General features: G+C 50.2%; 16 protein-coding genes. 9 read left to right on the forward strand and 7 right to left on the reverse strand.

Annotated elements, in window-relative coordinates; genetic code table 11:
* Positions 1–39: 39 nt before the first annotated feature.
* Together M4D81_RS12250 and M4D81_RS12255 are read left to right on the forward strand one after the other, a co-directional pair.
* Positions 40–690, forward strand: coding sequence for an amino acid ABC transporter permease (locus M4D81_RS12250; protein WP_260066530.1), 651 nt, complete (start codon positions 40–42; stop codon positions 688–690).
* Between the two features lie 302 nt (positions 691–992).
* Positions 993–1,427: a DUF6376 family protein gene (locus M4D81_RS12255; RefSeq protein ID WP_071222237.1), complete on the forward strand. Its 435-nt coding sequence runs from the start codon at positions 993–995 to the stop codon at positions 1,425–1,427.
* Positions 1,428–1,515: 88 nt separating this feature from the next.
* Here M4D81_RS12255 and M4D81_RS12260 read toward each other — a convergent pair whose 3' ends face one another.
* From M4D81_RS12260 to M4D81_RS12275, 4 genes are all read right to left on the reverse strand, one after another.
* Positions 1,516–2,631, reverse strand: coding sequence for a hypothetical protein (locus M4D81_RS12260; RefSeq protein WP_235613208.1), 1,116 nt, complete (start codon positions 2,629–2,631; stop codon positions 1,516–1,518).
* 178 nt (positions 2,632–2,809) lie between these two features.
* Positions 2,810–3,436 (reverse strand): nitroreductase family protein, encoded by a 627-nt coding sequence (locus tag M4D81_RS12265; RefSeq protein ID WP_260066532.1) that lies wholly within the window; start codon positions 3,434–3,436, stop codon positions 2,810–2,812.
* A 21-nt stretch (positions 3,437–3,457) separates the two neighbouring features.
* Positions 3,458–3,862 (reverse strand): DoxX family protein, encoded by a 405-nt coding sequence (locus M4D81_RS12270; RefSeq protein ID WP_260066534.1) that lies wholly within the window; start codon positions 3,860–3,862, stop codon positions 3,458–3,460.
* A gap of 465 nt (positions 3,863–4,327) precedes the next feature.
* Positions 4,328–5,239 carry a serine hydrolase domain-containing protein gene (locus M4D81_RS12275; RefSeq protein WP_260066536.1) on the reverse strand — a complete coding sequence of 304 codons (912 nt, stop codon included), beginning with the start codon at positions 5,237–5,239 and terminating at the stop codon, positions 4,328–4,330.
* 504 nt (positions 5,240–5,743) lie between these two features.
* On the opposite strand from M4D81_RS12275, the gene M4D81_RS12280 reads away from it, so the two are divergent.
* The 7 genes from M4D81_RS12280 (at position 5,744) to M4D81_RS12310 (ending at position 17,001) form a co-directional block, all read left to right on the forward strand.
* Complete coding sequence (locus tag M4D81_RS12280) at positions 5,744–6,511, forward strand: alpha/beta hydrolase (protein ID WP_260066538.1); 768 nt, start codon at positions 5,744–5,746, stop codon at positions 6,509–6,511.
* Between the two features lie 11 nt (positions 6,512–6,522).
* The gene (locus M4D81_RS12285; RefSeq protein WP_260066539.1) at positions 6,523–7,482 is read left to right on the forward strand and encodes an ABC transporter permease; all 960 of its coding nucleotides are present in this window, start codon (positions 6,523–6,525) and stop codon (positions 7,480–7,482) included.
* Between the two features lie 18 nt (positions 7,483–7,500).
* Complete coding sequence (locus tag M4D81_RS12290; RefSeq protein WP_071222243.1) at positions 7,501–8,415, forward strand: carbohydrate ABC transporter permease; 915 nt, start codon at positions 7,501–7,503, stop codon at positions 8,413–8,415.
* A 52-nt stretch (positions 8,416–8,467) separates the two neighbouring features.
* Entirely contained in the window at positions 8,468–10,066 is a 1,599-nt protein-coding gene (locus M4D81_RS12295; RefSeq protein ID WP_260066541.1) for a type 2 periplasmic-binding domain-containing protein, read from the forward strand.
* A 247-nt stretch (positions 10,067–10,313) separates the two neighbouring features.
* Positions 10,314–12,473, forward strand: coding sequence for a glycoside hydrolase family 3 N-terminal domain-containing protein (locus tag M4D81_RS12300; RefSeq protein WP_260066542.1), 2,160 nt, complete (start codon positions 10,314–10,316; stop codon positions 12,471–12,473).
* A 102-nt stretch (positions 12,474–12,575) separates the two neighbouring features.
* Positions 12,576–15,926 (forward strand): GH36-type glycosyl hydrolase domain-containing protein, encoded by a 3,351-nt coding sequence (locus M4D81_RS12305; RefSeq protein ID WP_260066543.1) that lies wholly within the window; start codon positions 12,576–12,578, stop codon positions 15,924–15,926.
* A 100-nt stretch (positions 15,927–16,026) separates the two neighbouring features.
* Entirely contained in the window at positions 16,027–17,001 is a 975-nt protein-coding gene (locus M4D81_RS12310; RefSeq protein WP_071222247.1) for a LacI family DNA-binding transcriptional regulator, read from the forward strand.
* 182 nt (positions 17,002–17,183) lie between these two features.
* Here M4D81_RS12310 and abnB read toward each other — a convergent pair whose 3' ends face one another.
* From abnB to M4D81_RS12325, 3 genes are all read right to left on the reverse strand, one after another.
* Positions 17,184–19,589: an arabinan endo-1,5-alpha-L-arabinosidase AbnB gene (gene abnB, locus M4D81_RS12315; protein WP_260066544.1), complete on the reverse strand. Its 2,406-nt coding sequence runs from the start codon at positions 19,587–19,589 to the stop codon at positions 17,184–17,186.
* Between the two features lie 280 nt (positions 19,590–19,869).
* Positions 19,870–21,093, reverse strand: a complete 1,224-nt coding sequence (locus M4D81_RS12320) for a family 8 glycosyl hydrolase (RefSeq protein WP_260066546.1) — start codon at positions 21,091–21,093, stop codon at positions 19,870–19,872.
* Between the two features lie 346 nt (positions 21,094–21,439).
* Positions 21,440–22,447: a zinc-dependent alcohol dehydrogenase gene (locus M4D81_RS12325; protein ID WP_071222250.1), complete on the reverse strand. Its 1,008-nt coding sequence runs from the start codon at positions 22,445–22,447 to the stop codon at positions 21,440–21,442.
* Between the last annotated feature and the right edge of the window lie 19 nt (positions 22,448–22,466).

Consider the following 22,466-nt stretch of genomic DNA (forward strand, 5'->3'; position numbering starts at 1 on the left):
TAAACGCAAGTTTGCCTAATAAACAGGAGGTGGCATGAGATGGATTTTATCGGTGCGTACTCCTGGCCGAATCTGCGATATCTCCTTCAAGGCTTTTGGATCACGGTGCAGGTTGCCGGCTTATCCATTGTATTCAGCTTCATCATTGGAACCGTGCTCGGGACCGTGAGATATACGAAAACACCCTTCCTGTCGAAGACAACGGCCATATTCGTGGATATAATCCGCAATCTGCCGCTCTTGCTGATCATTTTCTTCATCGGCATGGTTCTGCCCCAGACCGGGATTCGAATCCCCACCTTCTGGGCGGCCGTCGTCGGCTTGAGCATCTTTGAAGGAGCCATGATCGCCGAAATTGTCCGCAGCGGTCTCGTATCGGTGGATAAAGGCCAGATTGAAGCGGCCCGGGCCTCAGGTCTCTCATATATGCAGACACTGCGGCACGTGATTCTCCCGCTGGCGCTGCGCCGAATGTCCCCGCCCATGGTGAGCCAGTTCATCTCGCTCATTAAAGACACATCGCTCGCCGTGATCATTTCACTGCCTGAGCTGATGCGCAATGTGCAGATTCTTAGCGGTTCCAGCTATGACTATGTTATACCCGCCCTTGTTTTTGCGTCCTTGCTGTACTTCACGCTGAATTATCTTCTGTCCGTCATCGCCAAACGACTGGAAGCAAGACAGATCTAATCTGGCCTGCAGTTCCTGCTTCTATCCTGAACTACTAACCATCATCGTGAAAAATGCAATCGACCTGCGATACGCGCGCCCTGGTTCAACCCTGCTCCGCAGCCATTTTGGCTTGCGGGGTATTCGCGCTTCTGGCAAAAAATAAGAATTCGATACTTAACCCCCTCGGAGCCATTGTGCATCGATTTTTTTGTCTAATACATAATCATCCTGAAAGGAGACTGCGAAAAAAATACAACCATTCTCCTTGCCATACGTATAAAATGTATAAGAACTGCGTTTAGACGACAGGAGGATGAGAAATGATCAAAAGATTATTGTTGATTTCACTTGTTCTGGGAGTTCTCTCCGGCTGTTCCTTGGTGGACAGCGTGAACAATTCGTTGGATTATACGAAAGAAGCCACTACTTTTATTAATGAAACCTCCCAATTTGCCGAATCCATTCCGGAGCTTGCCCAGCAGGCCGCCACGAATACAGATGCCAAGGAAACGCTGACCCAAGAGCTCGAGGCGATGAAAACCCGGATTTCGGAGTTTAATGGCATTGATGCCCCTGCCTTTGCGCAGTCCATCCATGAACAGCTGGTCGGCTTAAACGACACGCTGCTGACCGACATCAACGGCTATATGGATCAAATCCAGAACGGAGTGACCGACTTCCAGAATTCCAACATCGTTCAAACCATCACTAAAATTAACGAAACGATGGATATGCTCCAAAATCTTCAGCCGTAATTTGCCAAGGTCATGACGATAACATAGAAGCCCTGCTCTGATGAGCGGGGATTCTATGTTTACTAAGGTTTATGTATGTATTCATTTTTCATCTAAAAAAGGATTCCAGATTGGCAGTAAGCGTCTGCTTAACCACATATCGAATTCCGTCTTCGCCAGGCGCCATAATCCAGTATGTCCCTTGGTATCCTGCTTCATCCTTCGGGTCCCAAGCCACAATGAATTGCCATGCGTCGCCAAAGCTTTTATTATATTCTTCTCTATAACTCCCAGCCAAATTCTCCTGCGGAACCGATTCGATTGAAATATGCTGCACGCTTTCAAAAGCTCTCATCCATTCCGTAAATTCCACCATGTCCCGGGCGTACTGACCCGAAAAATATCCCTCGTCTCCACCCGACATCGCATAAAAGGTTTCCGCATCCTCCGCCTGTGCTGCCTGATACAGCAAGGAAACGGTCTGCACCGGATTCCATACAGGCTGCTTCGCTTTTGCTGCGAGAAATGTCCTGTCTTCCGCCGTATGCCGGATCTCTATCGCGATAAGCTCTTCCATTGTCGCCTCTCTTCCAAGCTCATAAGCCCCGGGGTAGATCGTGGATTGCTCCACCACTTTAAGCCCATCAGGGAACGCTGTCACAAACCATAGGTTATGATCGCCCTGACTAAGCTCCTCCAGCACAACCTCGGCCTGGCTGCCGTACGTAAGTGATAGCAGCTGGCGACTTTCCCGATCCAGCCCCTCCTTATCAAAAAGCTTGAATCGTTCCGGTCTCACCTCACGTTTGCCGGCCTCTTCGAACAGCACCTTCAGCATGGCGGGGGACATACGGACACTCGCAATGTCAGCATGACGGAAATACGATGCAGAATCGTTAGCCTGAAGCGCCTCATACATGTTGAGAACCGCTTCAATCGGATCATGGTTGGACTCCCCCGCTGGCGGCTCTACTTCTTGCTTAACCTGGTGATGGCTTTGCTCTTCCGAATGGAATGCCGTACGCAAACTCTCCCTAGCTGGCGGCGGCATTTCCGATGCATTCCCGGCTTCTCCTGCGCTCGGCGTGGCGGAGGTCGATCTATTTTGCTGTACGGATACGGATCCCGGTACCTCCTTCGTGCATGCCACCATTAACATCATCGTCATGACAGCCATAATTAGGATCTGTCCGGATCGCAGATATGGCCTCTTCCTCGTCTTCATTTCGTTCACCTCCATATATAACGAATACAATCGTATGTAGGATTGGCGCTGCACCGATCTCTTTATATTCATCATCGTCATAACAGAGGGGAATGTTTATCATTGTAGATGAAAAAAAAAAAGCTCCTGCCAGATCTAAAGACCTGCAGCGGGAGCTCCTTCTCATATTATGCATCATTTAAAATTGATTATAGCTTACAAATTCCAATACCGGCTTGCGATAGCCCCGGGGACGTGGCTTTCTTGCGTCCTCCTTGCCAATCGCGATCAGCATGGCGGGCACATAAGCGTCCGGAATGTTCAGTTTCTTCTGCAGAATCTCGGGATCAAAACCGATCATCGGGCAGGTATCCCACCCCTTGTCCTTAGCCACCATCATCATTAACATCGCGGATAGGCTGGCATTGCGGATGGCTTCATCCCTCATGAAGGATTCTCCGCCCGCTTCATAAAAGTTCGTGACGGATTCAACCGTCATGTCATATTCAAGCTTGTCGATCACGCCCAAATTCAGAAAGCCCTCGTTCATTCTTCCAATATCCTTGTAGGCCTGCTTATTCCCCAGGACCACGATGACGGCCGACGCGGTGAGTATCTTATGCTGCTTGTTGGCGGCTTCGTAAACTGTGTGCTTGATATCGGGATCCTTAACCACCACATAGTGCGTGTGCTGTAAATTAAAAGCAGAAGGAGCATATTTAACCTCATTAAAGATATCGTTCAAATCCTGATCCGGGATTTCAATCCCTTCCATAAACAGATTAGCCGATCTCCGGCTCTTAATTAATCTTGTCAGATCACTCATATCCGCACGCCCCCATCATGATTAGTTAAAGATTACCGCATCCAGCGAATATGCGCCTGCACTCGTGAGTGCCAATGCAACTGCGACTGCGATCAACAGCAGATTATACTCATATCCATTCGCTGTAGACCAATACCCGTTCCGGCCATGCACCTTCACAATTGCGCTCAGCATCGTCAGCGTGATCAGCGCTGCGCCAAGCACCGTGAGAAATCCGACAGCAAACAACAGCCCGCCAACCAGCTCCATCAGACCTGACAACACCGCAATTGCAACACCAGGTTTAATGCCAACCGATTCCATCCAGCCACCGGTCCCTTTCGGCCCATAACCGCCAAACCATCCAAACAGCTTCTGCGCGCCGTGCGCCATGAACGACAAACCAACCACCAAACGAAGTAACAACAATCCAATATCTATAGCCATTTTACTCGCCTCCATTGTATTTTTCATTTTCATAATTTATAGAAATCCACCGACACCGTTCATCGATATCTTAACTTAAAGATATATACATATAGAATGATTAACCTGCTTTATCTTCACTAACGTTTAAACACTTTAAGCTTACCCCTTTCAATCAACTAACTTTTATATAGTCACTTAACTTAATATTAAGATATATGAATTGCATCCTCCTGTCAACCATTATTTTAAAGCTACGCACGCCAAAAAATATCCCTTCCAATCCCTTGCAGAGATACTTCGTTATGACCATGATCGGAATGGCAAGATGCAGAATGTTTCACTTCATCAAAGAGGTTCTCCATGCCAAAAAAAGCCTTTAGGGGCACCTGCTCACGTTCAGGGAACAACGGTATCGGAACAAAAAAAGGACCCAATGTCCAATGGACATTGGAATCCCCTTCATATGGATCTCATGGTAACCCTCTACAACAACGGATAAATTTCCGTCCAAACAGCATCCATGATGTCCTGCATTCGGTCTTCCTGGCTGTTCACCGCGATGACCGCGTCTTTACGAGGTAGAATTATACATAGCTGGCCGGATGCCCCGTCAGCACGATAGGCATCATGGGTGCACATCCAAAACTGACAGCCATACCCCTGAGCCCAGTCTGGACTGCCCTTCGTATCAATCTGTTTGCCGGTCACAAATCGGATCCATGATTCAGGTACGATCTGTTTCCCCTCCCACAGTCCATACTGCAGAAGAAGTTGGCCAAAGATGCTGAGTTCCTCATTGCTGATGGATAAGCCTGCACATCCCAGCGTAACACCCAGCGGGGATGACTCCCACTTAATATTTTCTATACCCAGGGGCTTAAACAAGCGGGGAGTCAGATAGTCCCTAACCGTTTCGCCTGTAGCTGCCTGAAGCATAGCCGAGATCATAAACGTATCGCCACTGCTGTATGTAAAAATGTCACCAGGCTTCCGGTCAAGCGGCAGAGACATATAGTACTTAGCCCAATCCTTCTCCTTCAAGGATGCTCTTTCATCTGCCCATAACGGCGGCGAATCATGTCCCGAGGACATTCGAAGCAGATTATATAGTGTAATGTTTCCGGGATCCAAAGACGGCTCAAGGTTGCCATTTACCGAGGTGTTATTATTAAAAAATTCACCCAGACGGCTGCCCAGAGTCAGTTTACCTTCCTCAATCGCCAGGCCAACGGCCATACAGGTAAAGGATTTGCTGATGGAATGTTGAACACGCCGCTTGTCCTCCGTTAAATCGAACTTTCCCCACAGCTGGCCGCTTTGACGTACCCGGGTTGAGTGCACCTGCAATCCTCTGTCTGCAATGTAATCAATAAAGCCGGATAATCGATTAGACATGGACTTACCTCCTATCCGATAGTCATTTTAACTGCAGCCTATAGGTCGCAGTCCTGAAAAGGTCTTCAGCTTTATTTATTCATATATCCAATTCCAGAATAACATGTTTCAACTTCGATAGAAACGTTTCAACAGTTTATAACCCCTTTAGCTAAATATGTTCTAATGAAATATATATATAGCTCAATGCATTGGAAGCGTTTTCCTCGCTCATATTCCACCTAATACGGGAGGTAAAATAGAAAAACAGGCCCACTCGACATAATTTGACACAGAAAACCATTTTTTCGAAATACTATATTGACAGAAGATATGGAGTGGAATTATGATGTTATCGAAACGATTCGATTAATCGCTTTCATAAAACTAAATATAACGTTTTATCTTCTTCAGTTACTGAACTGACAGGAATCTTCAGCAGTCTCGGTTTTTATATCGAAATAATCGGTCAATAGATACCTGAGCCACCTTACCTAAATCACACGATAATGAAAGGGGTTACATATGGCGCATATCACGATAGAGACCGGGTCGCCTACCTTATGCATGACGACAAGCATCCATGTCGTATCACCCGTTGACTCAGGCAAGCCGCCGGAAAACACGCTCTACCTTCTTCATGGAGCAGGCGATAACGCAAGCACTTGGCAACGCCTGACTACCGTTGAGCTATACGCACACAAATACAACTGCACAGTCATCATGCCGGAGGCAAACCGAAGCTATTATACTGATATGACGTATGGGCTTAACTATTTTTATTACATTACCAAGGAGCTTCCGGAGTTCTGCAGCCGGCTGTTTCAATTGAATACGGACCCGTCCCGAACCTTTGTCGCCGGTTTGTCCATGGGCGGATACGGAGCGCTTAAATGCGCGTTCACTTATCCGGGCCGATACGCAAAGGCCGTTTCGTTATCCGGTGTAACCGATATTCGGCAGCGAATCCATGATATGGACATGCCTCCCGGTATGCTCAAGGAAATGCAGGCCGTATTCGGTCCGGAGCTGGAAATCCAGCCTAGCCAGGATCTCTACGCATTGGCAAGACAACGACTGGAAGAGACCGGCAAGCTCCCTCCCATCCTCTGCTGCTGCGGAACCGAGGATCCCTTTATCGGAATGAACAGGGAATTCGCAGCATATATGCGGCAAACCGGATCCGACTTTCGCTATGTAGAAGGACCAGGAGCACATGAATGGCGGTTCTGGGAAGAGCACCTAGAGACAGCCTTTGATTTTCTTTTTAACGACAAGACCCAAGAAGAGTGAGGAGATGCCACTTGAAACCTGCAGCCTTAGGGCCTGACAAAAAACCGACCGAACGTTCGAAGTTTAATAAACTTCTGTCCGAAATTAAAAAACACCGAATGATCTATACCCTGCTTCTTCCCGGACTGATATGGCTGTTGTTATTTGCTTACCTGCCGATGGGCGGCCTGTCCCTTGCATTTAAGGATTATAAAGCCAACATGGGTATCTGGGGTAGCCCGTGGGTCGGTTTCGAGAATTTTAAATACGTGTTCCGGGACCCGACCTTTATCGACGCCGTATGGCGCACACTTTACATCAATATCATCAAGCTTGCCATCACCTTTCCGGTCCCGATTATACTTGCACTCATGCTCAATGAGCTTCGGATGGGACGAATGAAAAAAGCATTCCAGACGGTGCTTACGTTCCCACACTTCCTGTCATGGATTATCGTATCCGGGATTGTCATCAACGTTCTGTCTTATGACGGGCTTGTGAACAGCACCCTGGCGCTGCTGGGACTGCCGACCATTAACTTCCTGGGGTCCGAAGGCACGTTCATTCCGATGATACTGATGACGGATATCTGGAAGTCCGCCGGCTGGGGTGCCATCGTCTATCTGGCTGCCATCTCCGGTATTGACCAGGATCAGTACGAATCGGCTCAGATCGACGGAGCCACAAGAATGCAGCAGATGTTCCGAATTACGCTGCCCAACATTATGCCGACGGTTACGATTATGTTCATCCTGTCGGTGGGCGGACTGATGTCCTCCGGATTTGACCAAATCTTCAACTTGGCCAACGCCGCAACCAAGAACGTATCGGAAGTACTCGACGTTTACATCTACCGGATTACCTTCCAGTCGTCAACGGACTTCTCGTTCTCCACAGCGGTCAGCTTGTTCAGATCGCTCGTCAACATGATTCTCCTCCTGCTTGCGGACAGGGTTGCTAAAAAAATGGGCGGAGACGGTTTATTCCGTTAAGAAAGGAGTGGAAAAGGAATGAGCACGATAGCTTCACAACCGAAAGCGCGGAAAACGCGCAAAAACAAGAAAAGAATGACGCCGCTTGACTACATTCTGTTCACCGTTCTGTTGGTACTTGCCTTGCTGATTTTGATACCGTTCTGGAACGTCATCATGATCTCGTTCGCTACGCCTAAGGAATACGCGGACAACCCGCTTATGATGCTGCCCATGAACCCCACGCTCGAAAATTACAAGGCATTGTTCGCTGACGGAAGCATCCTGACCGGTTACTGGAACACCTTCAAACTTCTGATTGTGGGATTGCCGCTCAGTTTGTTTTTAACCGTGACGATGGCGTACGCACTCAGCCGTAATAAATTTCCCGGCAAAAAGCTGATCTTTATGCTGGTGTTGTTCACCATGATATTCAACGGCGGTATCGTACCGCTCTATCTCATCATGAAATCACTGCATTTAACCGGAACACTCTGGTCCGTTATCCTGGCTGGCAGCTTCAGTGCCTTTAATATGATCCTGATGATGAACTATTTCCAGGGCCTGCCGGAGTCCCTTATGGAATCCGCACGGCTTGACGGTGCCGGGGAATGGAAAATCCTGTTCTCGGTCGTTCTTCCGCTGGCCGCTCCGATCATAGCCACCATCACGCTGTTTTACGGCGTTGCTTACTGGAACAGCTGGTATGACGCGATGATCTTCCTCCGAAAGGCCGACCAGCTTCCGCTGCAGAACGTGCTCCGGACCATCATCGTGGAATCGCAGACCAATGCATCCAATGCTGCCAGCGTGGATTCCGTAGGAAAGGCCAATTTCTCGACAGGTATGAAAATGGCGGCCGTATTCGTCACCATGGTGCCGATTATGTGCTTCTTCCCGGTGCTTCAGAAACATTTTGCCAAAGGGGTATTAACAGGGGCTATCAAGACCTGATTGATGCATAGATTTTTTTCAACAAAAATCTGATTATTCATGGGGGTAAAACATGAAAACGAACAAAAAGCTGTCGGCAAAATCCATTCTTACCATGCTGCTCTGTCTGAGCATGATCATGGTGACGGCGTGCTCGAGCAAGGAATCTTCTGGCGGCAACGAGAAAGACGAGAATGGCAATTACAAAGAAAAGCTGAAGATTTCAGTAGCCAGCACCGTTACGCTCAAAGACGGCGCGATGGACAACGAGTTCCACAAGTTCTGGATGGACAAGTACAACATCGAGTGGGATTACAACTTTATCGAATGGGATTCCTGGGGCGAGAAGCTTAGACTCTGGATCAACTCTGGCGATTTGCCCGATGTAGCTACCTGGAACTATGTTCACGGCGATGCTATGAATTACATTGATCAAGGCCTTCTGTACAAATTCCCAGATGACTGGAAGGAACGCTGGCCAAACGTGGCGGCGGCTTACAAACTGACAGGTCTCGGCGATAAGCTGGAAGAGCTGACCGGCGGAACGTATCTTTTGCCTAGACCCGTTTATTACGAGAACAAGCCTGCAGACCCGCTCACCAACCAGATTGGTGTTATTGCAATCCGCAGTGACTGGGCGAAAGCAGTCAACTTTGAAATCAAGGACGTTTATACAACAAGTGAAATTATGGAGTACGCACGTCTGGTTAAAGAAAAAGACCCGGGCAAAGTCGGATCCAAGCTTGTTCCGATTTCCTACAACGCCGACGATGTCCTGACCAACATCATGATGCCAAACAGCGAGCACTCCCGTGTCGAGTCCGCTTTCTATAAAGGCGAAGACGGCAAATACCACTGGGGTCCTGCCGATCCTGAGACGCTTACCGGTTTGAAGCTGATGCAGAAAGCCTACAAGGAAGGCCTTCTCAATCCTGAATACTACACATGGAAAAACAGCGAAGGCAGCAACAACTTCCGGGTTAACGGCACGGCTGCTGTTATGAGTCTCGGCGGTTTGGCCTCCTACCGTAACGATGTGGATAAAGACATGAAAAAGAACCTGAACCTGAACAGCGATGAAGTTGTTCACACCGCTATCGTACTTGGTGATGACGGGAAATACCGTAACCTGGAGCAGGTTAACTTCTGGTCGGCACTGATCTTCTCGCCAGACATCAGCGAAGCCAAATTTGAACGCATCATGGACCTTCTGGAGTATTCCACAACTACAGAAGGACAAATGACGCTGAACATGGGCTTCGAGGGAAAAGACTGGAAGTACGGAGATACCAAAGAGCTGATCAGTCTGCTTCCTGAAGGAACCTCGCTGGAAGATAAATACCCTGGCCGTTTTGAAGGTCTCTACCTGCTGGGCGACGACTTCAGCATGATTAACCCGGCAATCAAGCAGGAATACCGCGATACGGCAATCAAGCATTACCAGAACAAAGCGAAGCTGGGCAAGGAAGGCGGAAAGCTGGCCCTGTATGAATGGGATGTTCAGCTCTATGATTCCAAAGCCAAAAATCAGGCAACTTTCGCTTATGCAGACGAGTACACCAACCTGATCCTCCAAGAAGGAGACTTGGAAGCGAACTGGAAAAAATGGGTTGAAAGCAAGCAGTCTCTTGTACAACCTGTATTGGATGAACTTAACAACCTAAAGAAGTAAAACAAACAGCTTCATAGAGTTGGCCTGAGGCATTCGCCAGCGGTACAAGTCATTGAACCCGGTGTGCAGGATTTAAGATGCAGCCGGGTTCTTCACTTCTGCCGTCCTTCATTCTTCTGAATGAGGAGCTTGCACAACTGAGCACGATCCTATGTTGTACAGGCTCCTGAGAAAGGAGAAGGATATATCCGTTCGTCCGTCTTCAGCCAATCTGTTCTCTTATATATAAAAAAGTGGAGGGAATTACATGGACCAGAAGCAAATTATCGACCTTCTAACGAAGATGACGCTCGAAGAGAAAATATCTCAATTGCTGCAGCTTACCGCAAATCTTCATGAAGGCACAGAAGATCAAAGTCAAATTACAGGCCCTATGGAGGAAATGGGAATTACCGGAGAGATGGTCCGGGCCAGCGGCTCGGTACTCGGCCTTTCAGGGGCAGCTTCGATCATAGCATTACAGCAGGACTATATGAAAAGAAGCCGTCTCGGGATACCGCTCTTGTTCATGGCGGATGTAGTCCACGGCTTTAAGACCATCTTCCCCATCCCGCTTGCGATCGGCTGTTCCTGGGATCTTGAACTAGCCGAGAAAAGCGCGGAGATCGCCGCCCGGGAATCCGCCGTCTCCGGCATTCATGTCACGTTCGCGCCGATGGTTGACCTGGTACGCGATCCGCGCTGGGGAAGAGTCATGGAAACGACAGGTGAAGATCCGTATCTGAACAGCTTGTTCGCCAGAGCTTTCGTGCGCGGATATCAGGGAAGCGAGCTTGCAGAGGATAACGAACGCCTCGCTGCTTGCGTCAAGCACTTTGCTGCATACGGCGCCGCGGAGGGCGGCCGTGATTATAACACAGTGGACATGTCAGAGAGACAACTGCGCGAGTATTACCTTCCAGCTTATAAAGCCGCTCTGGATGAAGGCTGTGAGATGGTGATGGCCTCCTTCAATACCGTTGACGGTATACCGGCTTCCGGCAATGAAAAGCTGATGCGCGGTATTTTGCGGGACGAATGGGGCTTTGAGGGCATTCTCATCTCCGACTGGGCTTCCATCCGGGAAATGATTGCTCACGGGGCCGCAGAGGATGACTGTGAAGCAGCCTACCGGGCCATGCGCGCAGGCGTCGACATTGAAATGATGACCCCCTGTTATGTCCAGCATCTGCCGCAGCTGATCGAGAGCGGGCGAATCGACGAATCGTTGATTGATGAAGCAGTTCTTCGTATTCTCCAGTTGAAAAATAAGCTTGGGTTGTTTGAGAATCCGTTCCGCGGCGCAGATCCGGAACGTGAGCGCGAGGTGCTTTTCTGCGATGAGCATCGGCGTGCCGCCTACGATCTCGCTGTCAAATCCAGCGTTCTTCTCAAGAATAACGGCGTTCTTCCGCTGCAGCCCGATTCCAGCATTGCCTTGATCGGTCCGTTTGCGGACCATGAAGACATCCTCGGATGGTGGTCCTGTGTCGGCGCCAAGGAGGATGCGGTTCAGCTCGGAACTGCCATGCGGGAGCGCGTGAGCGGCAACCTTACTACGGCGTCCGGATGCGGCTTTGATACGATGACTGCAGAGCAGCTGGAAAAAGCATTGGAAGCTGCCCGCGAAGCAGATGTCATCGTTCTCGCCCTGGGTGAGGAGTCCGCTATGAGCGGTGAAGGCGGCTCTCGCACAGATATCACCCTGCCAGAGGTGCAGCTCGAGCTGGTTAAGCACCTGAAGAAGCTGGGCAAGCCGATTGCCGCTGTCATCTTTAACGGCCGCCCGCTGGATCTGCACGGTGTTTTCGACGAAGCGGATGCCGTGCTTGAGGCCTGGTTCCCGGGCAGCGAAGGCGGGGCCGCCATTGCTGATCTATTAATCGGACGTGCCAATCCATCCGGAAGACTTACGATGTCATTCCCGCATTCAGCCGGACAGATTCCCGTCTATTACAACGCCTTTAATACAGGCCGTCCGATGGATCCATCCAAAACCGGCGAACGCTATGTATCCAAATATATAGACAATCCTAACGAGCCCCTGCTGCCATTCGGATACGGTCTATCTTATACCTGCTTTGAATATGGTGGGCTTCACATCTCCGGCAGTGAAATGACGGCAGAACAGCACCTAACCGCAAGCGTTGAGGTAACCAATACGGGTACAAGAACGGGTATCGAAACCGTTCAGCTGTATATTCGGGATATAACGGGCGAAGTCGTTCGACCGCTGCGGGAGCTAAAGGGATTCCAACGGCTGGAGCTTCAGCCGGGTGAAACCAAAATGGTCGAGTTTTCCATCAGCGAGGACATGCTCCGGTACCACCACAGCGATCTCCGCTTTACAAGTGATCCCGGGAGCTTCCAATTGTTTATCGGCCCTAACAGCCGGGATACGCTCCAAGCTGCCTTTAAGCTTATATAACCTGTTCCTTTACTTTCATATTTCAAACTACAGCATAGCTGCCTTGGCAGTAGCCGCCCGGATCGAGCGGTTATTGCCGGGATAGGAGGAGTGATCTACCCTATGACAACCATTACACAAGAACAGATAAACATTCACGCGGGTAACCACCGCTTTACCTTTTGGCAAAGCGGTGATTTATATCAAGCCGTAAGCGGCAGAACAATGATCAACCAACTGGTTGCAAGTCCACTGGACGGTTCGATGAACAATATATATTTGCGGATTCACAGTGAGTCCGGCATCACCTCTTATCCGCTGCTCGGCATCCATTCCCGCAGCAAGGTTAGTACGGCGGATGGAGCTATCGTTTGGGAAGGCACTGCTGAATCCGTTGAATATAAGGTTTCTTTCCTTCTTCATCCAAACGGGATCTGGTTCTGGGACGTCCAGACTCGCGGACAAGGGACCGTCATCGACATGATTTATGGGCAGGATATCGGCATTGCCGATGCCGGAGCGGTACGCAGCAACGAATCTTATCTTTCCCAATATATCGACCACCGCGTCTTCGAGAACAGGGAGCTGGGTTATGTGGTATGCTCCCGTCAGAACCAGCCGCAGGCCGGAGCCTTCCCTTATCTTCAGCAGGGATCCCTCACGGGCGCCTCAAGCTTTTCCACGGACGGCTTTCAGTTCTTCGGCCTGCCGTACAAAGCGACCAATACGCCGGTCTGCCTGAGCCAGGAACAGTTAGCCTCTGAGGTTTATCAATATGAATTTGCGTATATCGGACTCCAGTCCGAACAAAAGACGCTGGACGGAGAGGAACGCTTTGTATTTTACGGCCTCTTTAAAGGGGATCATCCTGCGGCTGTAGAAGAGCTTGAATATTTGGAAGAGGTTAAACAAGCTTGGCATACCTATGAAAACAGAGCACAAGCTATAAGCCTGAACCCCCTCCCTCCCGTTCGACTCAAACCGTCCATTGGAAAGCCGCTTGAAACACTCGAGTTGTCGGAAGAGGAAATAAACGTGCGTTTTCCGCAGAATGCAAGACACCAAGAGGAGCGAAAAGACGGCAGTCTGCTGGCTTTCTTTACAGACACTTATGAGCATATTGTCATGAAGCACAAGGAAATGCTTGCAGAACGACCGCATGGGCACATTCTTCTGAGCGGAGACAACCTGAAGCTTGGCGCCAAAGTCATGGCGACCACCTCCTTCATGTACGGCATCTTCAACTCTCATGTCGTCGTTGGCAACACCAACATGAATAAAATGATGAGCAATGCACGCAGCGCACTTAATGTACCAAAAACAGCGGGACAGCGGATTTATGTGGAGAAGGACGGAACGTATCGGCTGCTGACCATGCCGTCCATGTTCGAAATGGGCTTCAATTATGTCCGTTGGTACTATAAAACTGAGGATGACATGCTGATCATCACGAACTACACGCTGCTGGATGCACCCGAGGTGCGCCTGCATGTCCAATCGGAAAGCGGAATTCCGTACAATTACCTGGTTACCAATCATGTGACCATGAACGTGAATGAATACGAAACACCGGTACGCATGACGGAGGAAGCCGGAGTGCTTACGTTCCACGGCGATACGAATCCGGTATCCGCCGGGGCTTACCCGGAACTGAAATATCGCCTATGGATCGATGGTGCAAAGGTAACCGTTGGAGATGAAACCGTTATGGCCGACGGCATAACACCGGGCTCTTCCTCCCTCGTCACCCTCCGCCTGGACGGCTCAAGCGATTGGACGCTTACGATGCAGGGCCTTCTGGAAGGTGAGCGTATCGCCAACCTGCCGCGCAGCGCTTCAGAAGAAATTATTCGTTACCGAGAGTTCTACCGCCGTGTCATGAATGGCTTTCATCTCTCGCGTTCTGAAGACGGCAGCGACGAGCTGTTCAAGGTGAACGCACTTGCCTGGTGGTATACCCATAACATGTTCGTCCACTATTCCTCCCCCCATGGTTTGGAGCAGTACGGCGGTGCGGCTTGGGGAACACGGGACGTCTGCCAGGGACCTGTCGAGTATTTTATGGCCACGCAGAAATATGAACAAGTAAGGGATATTCTCAAAATGGTATACTGTCATCAATACGAAGATGACGGAAACTGGCCGCAGTGGTTTATGTTCGACCGCTATTTCGCCATACAGCAGGAAGAAAGCCACGGGGATATCATTGTGTGGCCGCTGAAAGTACTGAGCGATTATTTAACAGTGACACAGGACTTTAGTATTTTGGAGGAGAAGGTGCCTTATACCCTTAAGCACTCCTTCCAGTTTACAGAGAATAAGGCATCTATTCTGGAGCATGCCAAAAAAGAAATTGACTATATACGCAGCCACTTCCTGCATGATACGCATCTCTCCTCCTACGGGGATGGGGATTGGGACGACACCCTTCAGCCCGCTAACGCGCAGCTGAAGCAGTTCATGGTCAGCAGCTGGACCGTAGCCCTCACGTATCAGACGATGAGGCAGCTTTCTTCGGCTCTGCAATCGTTTGATCAGGAGCTGGCGGACGCATTATCTGAAATCGCATCGAACATCGGGCAGGATTTCAAGCGGTACATGCTGAACAATGATGTTATCCCTGGATTCCTCTATCTGGAGGATCCCGACCGCCCTAAATTGATGCTGCATCCGGAAGACCAGGATACCGGCATCCAGTACCGGCTGCTTCCAATGACACGCAGCATGATTGCCGAGCTGCTTGAGCCGGAGCAAGCCCGTGCCCATTACGAGCTCATTCAGAGCACCCTGCTGTTCCCTGACGGCGTACGCCTGATGAACCGCCCGGCCTCCTATGAAGGCGGCGTAAGCACGCATTTCAAACGGGCGGAGCAGGCCGCAAACTTCGGGCGTGAGGTGGGCCTGCAGTACGTACATGCCCACATTCGCTACATTGAGGCCATGGCTAAGCTTGGACATGGAGAGGATGTATGGAAAGGACTTGAAACGATCAATCCTGTCGGGATTCAGGAGGTCGTGCCGAATGCGGCGATCCGCCAAAGCAATGCTTATTTCAGCAGCTCTGACGGCAAGTTCAATACCCGTTACGAGGCCCAAGAGCATTTCGAGGATCTGCGCAGCGGAAAAGTGGAGGTTAAAGGCGGCTGGCGTATTTATTCCAGCGGACCGGGAATCTACATGAATCAGCTGATCTCCAATGCCCTCGGCATCCGTCAGGACCGCGGAGACCTCATATTGGATCCGGTCATGCCTGCCAGCATGGATGGCCTCCATTTCGATTATGAGTTCGCCGGAGCCCCGGTAACTTTTGTCTACCACGTTACAGGTAATTCCGTCAGCCGCATCGTGATGAACGGCAGCGAGCTGGCGGCAGAGCGAATGGCCAATCCTTACCGTAAAGGCGGCCTGCGGGTTTCAAGACAGCATTTTGAAGAGATGATCCAGGAACATAACAGGGTTGAGATTTTCATGTAATCTGCATGCGAATCCCGCCCAAACGACATAGCGCCATGACTATAGCACCCAAGAATAAGTTCCCAGTAGGGATTGGTTTACGAGCGGAGGAGCGAGGAAATTGGTAAGTATAAAGGATATCGCAAAAAAAGCCGGTGTTTCGATATCGACCGTATCTTATGCCCTTAACGGCAGCAGCAAAGTAACGGATGAGACGAGCTCTCGTATTTTGGCCATTGCCCAGGAGCTGAACTATACGCCGAATGCGGCGGCCAGAACGCTAAAAAAGCGAGAGTCCAAAATTATAGGCGTCTTTCTGACCGATTTCAAAGGAGATGTGTACGGAGATCTTCTAGACGGGATGAAGGAAGTAGCCAACGCTCAAGGATATGATCTGATTGTATGCAGCGGCAAGCAGTCCCACCGGATGCTTCCCGAACGAATGATTGACGGTGCCATTATTCTGGATCAGGCCTTCGAAAGCGAGGAGCTGCTAGAATATGCGGACCGTAATCACAAAATAGTCGTTCTGGACCGAGAGCTCGATCATAAAAACATTAACCAGGTGCTCCTGGACAATAAAGCAGGCGCCACGTTGGCCATGGAATATTTGATCGAACGCAAGCATCAAAAGATTTATATCGTTACCGGTCCGCCCGGATCCTTCGACTCCATGCAGCGGATGAAGGCCATTAAACAGGCACAAGACCGGGTAGATAACATCGAGTGGGTCGAAATCGAGGGAGATTTCAAAAAAAGCGGCGGTGAAAAAGCGGCTAAACGAATCATTGAGGAGTATAAGCATCCGGTAGCCGTGTTCTGCCTAAATGATGAAATGGCGATCGGACTTTACAACCAGATAACCGAAACTTCTTCTCTGATGATTGGCGAGCAGATTCATCTGATCGGCTTTGATAATATCGAGCTGACCCGCTATATGCAGCCGCGCTTGGCAACGATCGATTACTCCAAACGCAAGTGGGGGGCCCTCGCAGCCGAACAACTGATCAAGCTGATCGCCGGGGAAACCGTTGAGAATGAACGCATCTACGTCACCTTGGTCGAAGGCGAATCGGTCGGATACGCGGTAAAATAATTCAACAGTATTGATATAAACGCCTCAAAGACGGCCCTTTTAGAAGGGCCGTCTTTGTTTTACAACAGGATTCATATATCACGCATTATTTTATACTGCGCCCTATATTTTGGGCTCATCCCATCCCTTTTCTTTATTTATGAACGGTCAGAGCAAGGGATATCCTCAGGTCAGCTGCTAAGTCATTCCGCCAGCTTCTTGATTTCACTGTCGGTTAGCGCCACATTGTAAATCCGCACCTCATCCAAGCTCCCGTTAAAATAAGGGTCGGCCGCAAACCGGCTTTTACCTAAATAAGCTTCCGTTGCCAGCAGTTCATTTGGATTTAGCTTCATATGATCACCGGATGCTACGACTTGACCGTTCACGTACAGCTTACCGGCATCCCCTTGCAGCGTGACCGCAACATGCGTCCATTCATTGCTCGGCAGTGGCGTCTTTGCCAAGAGACTCTGATCTCCCATGCTGCCATGCAGCGTGAATTGAAGAACGCCCGAATGCTGGGATGGTGTCAGAAACATATGCCTGGCAAGTCCGTTCCCCACGTCCAGCACTCTCTGCCACGGTGCTCCACCCTTCCAATATACCCAAGCAGCAAAGGTAAAGTCCTCTGTATCCGCAACCCGGTTCGGCAGTTCAATATAGCCGTCCGAGCCGCCAAAGTCCATTCCGCCTCCCTGCCGGCTCTTCTCATTCCACTTAACTCCTCCAAGGACCTTGCCATGAAATCCATTATCCGAGTTGTCTATTACCGAGCCGCCCTCATTCTCACTGAATGGGTAATTCAGCAGCAGCGGCCCTGCTGACTGCTGCAACACGGTCACGTCAAAGGTCTTGGAAGTCTTCGCTTTGCCTTTCGTAATCTGAGCGGTTAGCGTAACCTTCGCGTCCCCGGCCCCAGCAGCAGGACGTTGGACCTTCCCTTCCGCTGATACGACCTGGGAATGAGAGGAACTCCAGCGAATAACCGCACCGCCGGAAGCCTCTGACGGCAGATCAAGATCGTAGAAAACCCCGCTCACATCCCCGAGGGACAAGTCCTTCTGCACGGCATCCACGATTTCCTTGTCGCTTCGATCAAGCTGACGTGCGCCCCACACAGCGGTGCCATCGGCCGAGAGAGCCGTAAAGGTCATCGCCTTCCGCTTCCCTTCCGGGTCCCACTGCTGAGTCAGTACGCCTTTATAACTCTTTCCATCCAGAGTAAGCAGCACATCCCGCTTGCCGCTGATCTTCCATGTCCCGGATGCTCCGCCTGTCACTTTACCGTTCTTATGAAGCTCAATCGGCATCGATTCTTTAATAACGGACGAAATATCTTTCCCGTGTTGAATCAGCTTGTAGTCTCCGGCTGCATCATTCGGCGTAATTTTCTTGGCTTCGTTGGCTTCCTCACCCGCATAGCGATATGGAGCCGCTACCGGCCAGCCGTCCTGGTTCATATACAATTCATGCACCCGGATTTCATGCTCTTCCCCCCGCTGCGGAAAGCGGCTGTGAAAGATAAGGAATGTTCTTCCGCTCTGTTCATCATAATAGACGGAATTATGGCCCGGCGATACGGCCCCGGTGCCGATCCCCGTTCCCGGATCGCCGATCAAGCGCTTGAACAAGTAGTTCCCCATCAGTTTCACGCCATACGGCTCAATCGATCGGTCATCAAAGATCGGAAGGGAAGGATCGGCCTTCACCTCTCTCATATCGTTGCCCTCCGCATCGAAGAAAGGACCGTCCGGATTTTTGGAACGGACAACCCGCATATTGTAGCCCCCAACCGCATCCAATCCCCCGTACGACAGATACAGGTAGTAATAGTCCGTGGTCGGGTTGTAGAGCATGTACGGCCCTTCAATCCGGCTGTGATTGCCGCCGAGCAACTTCTTGCCGTATCCCTGCCCAGGCAGCGGTTTTCCGGTCTTCGGATCCAGCTCCATTATAAAAATCCCGCCGGAATAGGAGCCGTATACCATCCACAGCTTGCCGTTCTTATCAAAGAACACATCCGGATCCACCACATTCGGGTGCTTCGTTGCATCATAGACGGTTCCATCCTCACTGATCTCGCCCCACATGCCGGATTTCAGAATAATGCCGGTGTCCTTATACGGGCCTTCGATCTGATCAGCTACCGCGACGCCCATAGCCGAGCGGGGGGAATCCCCTTTGCAAGCATTGTAGTACATATAGAATTTGTCGTCGGCAAGCTGAATCACATCGGCTGCCCACAAGGTATCGCTCTGCGCCCATTCCAGCGTTTCTTTCAATTCCTCCCTCACGTTCGGAATCAGCGGGTTGCCATTCGAGACCCCCGACGCCACCATGTCCCAGCTCATCAGATCCTTCGATTTGGCGGCGGCCAGATGAGAACCGAACACATAGTATGTATCCCCTGTCTTGATGACGGACGGATCATGGACGGATGCCTCTCGGAATATAGGCGCTTTCTCCCCCTTTTTCACCTGCGCCTCCTGCGCGTATACCTCAGGACCGCTCACTGCAGGACCTTGGCCTGAAGCGCCTAAACCTCCCACCATTAAAACTGCGGCTATCCCTGTCGCAGCCGTCTTACTCAGCATGCTCTTGTGCATATGATTCTCCCTTCGTTCCCGATTTGTTTTTTGTAAACCCTTTCATAAATGTAAAACCAAGATGTTTAGTTTCGTAAATTCGTTGCTGTTTAGTTTAGATTAATATAAAATGTTTTATATTTGATAAGATATTAACACTGCTCGGCATGAAATATCAATGCAAATTCTTATTATTTATTGCTACAAATCAATTATTAGTAGGAAAGACCTAACAAAACCCTGATCCAATGCGGATCAGGGTTTTGTTTTACGTTTATATAAAATTAAAGGGCGTTATGCGTTAATATGTCCACCAGTTACCTGACATGACGATCATCGAGAACAGTTTGATGCTTTCCTCATAATATCCCTCGGCGGATGCATTCGCCGTGTAACTCCATACCGAATTCAGCCAGCTCTGGTGGCTGGACGAAGTCATCGCACTTACGCCAAAAGGAGCATAGAACGCCCCGCTGTTATAAGTCACCAGCGCGGTGCCGTTCAGGTTGTACCCTGCCTTGATGTTGGCGGGATTGCTGCTTGTGGCTGATTTAATGAACGTGTTCATCTTGTTCAATTGATTCAGCGCGCGGGTATCGCCCGTCATCAGATAGTCGGTCGTAATCCGCCAAGGGGTCCGGGACGAATTATAATAATACTTCCCGTCATTTGCCCCCTCCAGGAATCCCGCTTCTGCAGGCTGATAATTGCTGCCCGACATGACTACGAAATCCGGAAGCAAGCCGGTATTGGAGCTGTAGCCGTTATAGATGGAGTTGATGATGGTATAGGTTTTGTTAATGACGTTATCCCAACGGGCATCGCCGGTAGCCGCACGGAACGCCTTCATATGGTTCAGCATGAAATCCGATGGCCGCGTGGCGGTGTCGAAGATGCCGCTTGTTGCCCAATCGCCTAAGCGCAACGTCCACTGCGACTGATTAACGTCATTGCTCATGATGGCATTGATCATATCCTTTGCTGCCTGCAGGTAATTGATCGCCCCGCTGCTCCCCCACTGCTTGTCCGCAAGCAGGAGTGCGTAGGCAATGTCCATATCGCCGTCCGTTGCCGAATTGGCCCCCCCTATATTCTGAAAGCTGCTGTTCTGCTTCCAAGCCATCAGATACGGATTGTTATTACTCGGATGCGCTTTATAGTAGCGATAAAGTCCGTCGAAATACGACTGGGCATTACTATCGTATCCCGCCATCAGAACGGTGAAGAGCATCCCGTAGCCGTGAGCCTCGGACACCGTCTCGCCCGCCGAATTGTATTTTACGTAATATTGCCCTGTCGCTGCAGGCTTCAGGAAAGACCCTTTCCAGCTGTTCCATTTGCTCTTGACCGCATTGTCCATGGCTGACTGCGTCACATTGTTCGGTTTAATCGAACCGCTCGTATACGACGTATGCTGGGGAAACGGCTTGTTGGCCGCCAGAGACAATCCGGCTGGCAAGATCAGTAGAACAGCGCAGAACAACACAGCAGACTTACGGATGATCGAATTTCGGAATACTTTCATCACGCTTCGCTCCTTTGTTTTTCGAATTGGAAAGTCATTACCACTACAGCCTGGTAAATCGGTTTCGAATCAATCACCACCCTTCCAATAATCGATGGAAACGAGGAACGCTGCTTATATATAAATACCAAGAAGATTAGATATGTAACTGCCTCCATGTAACAAAAAATATTATTCATATCTACTACTAGTATAATATAATTGTATATTATTGTAAATTAACAGTTTGACGGATTTGATTCCGACGCAAGCAAAAAGCTGCCTTTCTGCAGCGCATCACTGCTCGGAAAGACAGCTATCATGTTTCCGCTTCTCATTCCTGTGCCGGGAATCCCATTCCCGGCATTCAAGCGTTGTCCGCGTAGTTAAATATCGTCCCCAGCGTCGTTGATCCGGGGCCATACCGCTCATAAGCCTTGTCCGCTTCATCCACGGGGACCACATGCGAGATCAGCGGTTTAACCGATATTCTCCCTTCTGCCAACAGACGAATATACTCGGCGATGTTGCGGCCTTCCGTCCAGCGTACAAAGCCGATCGGGTAATCCGTATTGTTGAGTTCATAGCTTGCGTCGTATCGGCCCGGACCGCCTGCTCGCGATATGAGCACCTGCGCCTCCTTGCCAAACATCCGGTCCCGGGCGTAAGTCATGGACAAATCGCCGACAATGACGACTTTTCCCTTATCCCGAATCCATGACATCGAAGAGTTGATGAGTTCCTCCCCGGGACCGCTTGCGCACAGAATGACGCTGTCGGCTCCATGTCCGCCCGTCATAACCTGAATCTGCTCCTCAAGCTGCTCCCGGTTATCATAAGCATAGGCAATATGCTGCTTCATCCCCTGCACCCGCTCCGGATTCAGGTCAAATCCAGCAACCGGGCAAGCCGCCGCGTGCGCAATCTGGGCAATGATCTGCCCCAGGATGCCAAGTCCGACCACCACGGCCGATTCGCCAAAGCGCAGATCCGCCACCCGCAGGGCATGGATCGCAATCGCTCCCAGTCCCGCAAAAGCCGCTTCCTGCGGATCCACGCCATCCGGAACCATCGCTGTTAGGTTGGAAGGCACCGTAAGCCACTGGGCATGACGCACGTAAGGGGCTCCGTAACAGGCCACCCGTTGACCAACGGTTAGCCCTTGCACGCCTTCTCCCATGCCTTCGACAATTCCAACAGCGCTGTAACCCATAATGACTTTTTGATCCGATGCTCTTCGTATAAAAATCATCTCTGTGCCCGGGCTGACCGCCGAGTATTCGGTACGAATCCGCACATGGCCTGCCGGCAATTCAGCCGGCTTCTCGATTTGATCAACGATCACTTTTCCATGAATCGTGGCAACAGCCTTCAATATGAACCCTCCTGCTCCA

Source organism: Paenibacillus sp. p3-SID867, assembly GCF_025142895.1.
Classification (GTDB): Bacteria; Bacillota; Bacilli; order Paenibacillales; family Paenibacillaceae; genus Paenibacillus_AQ.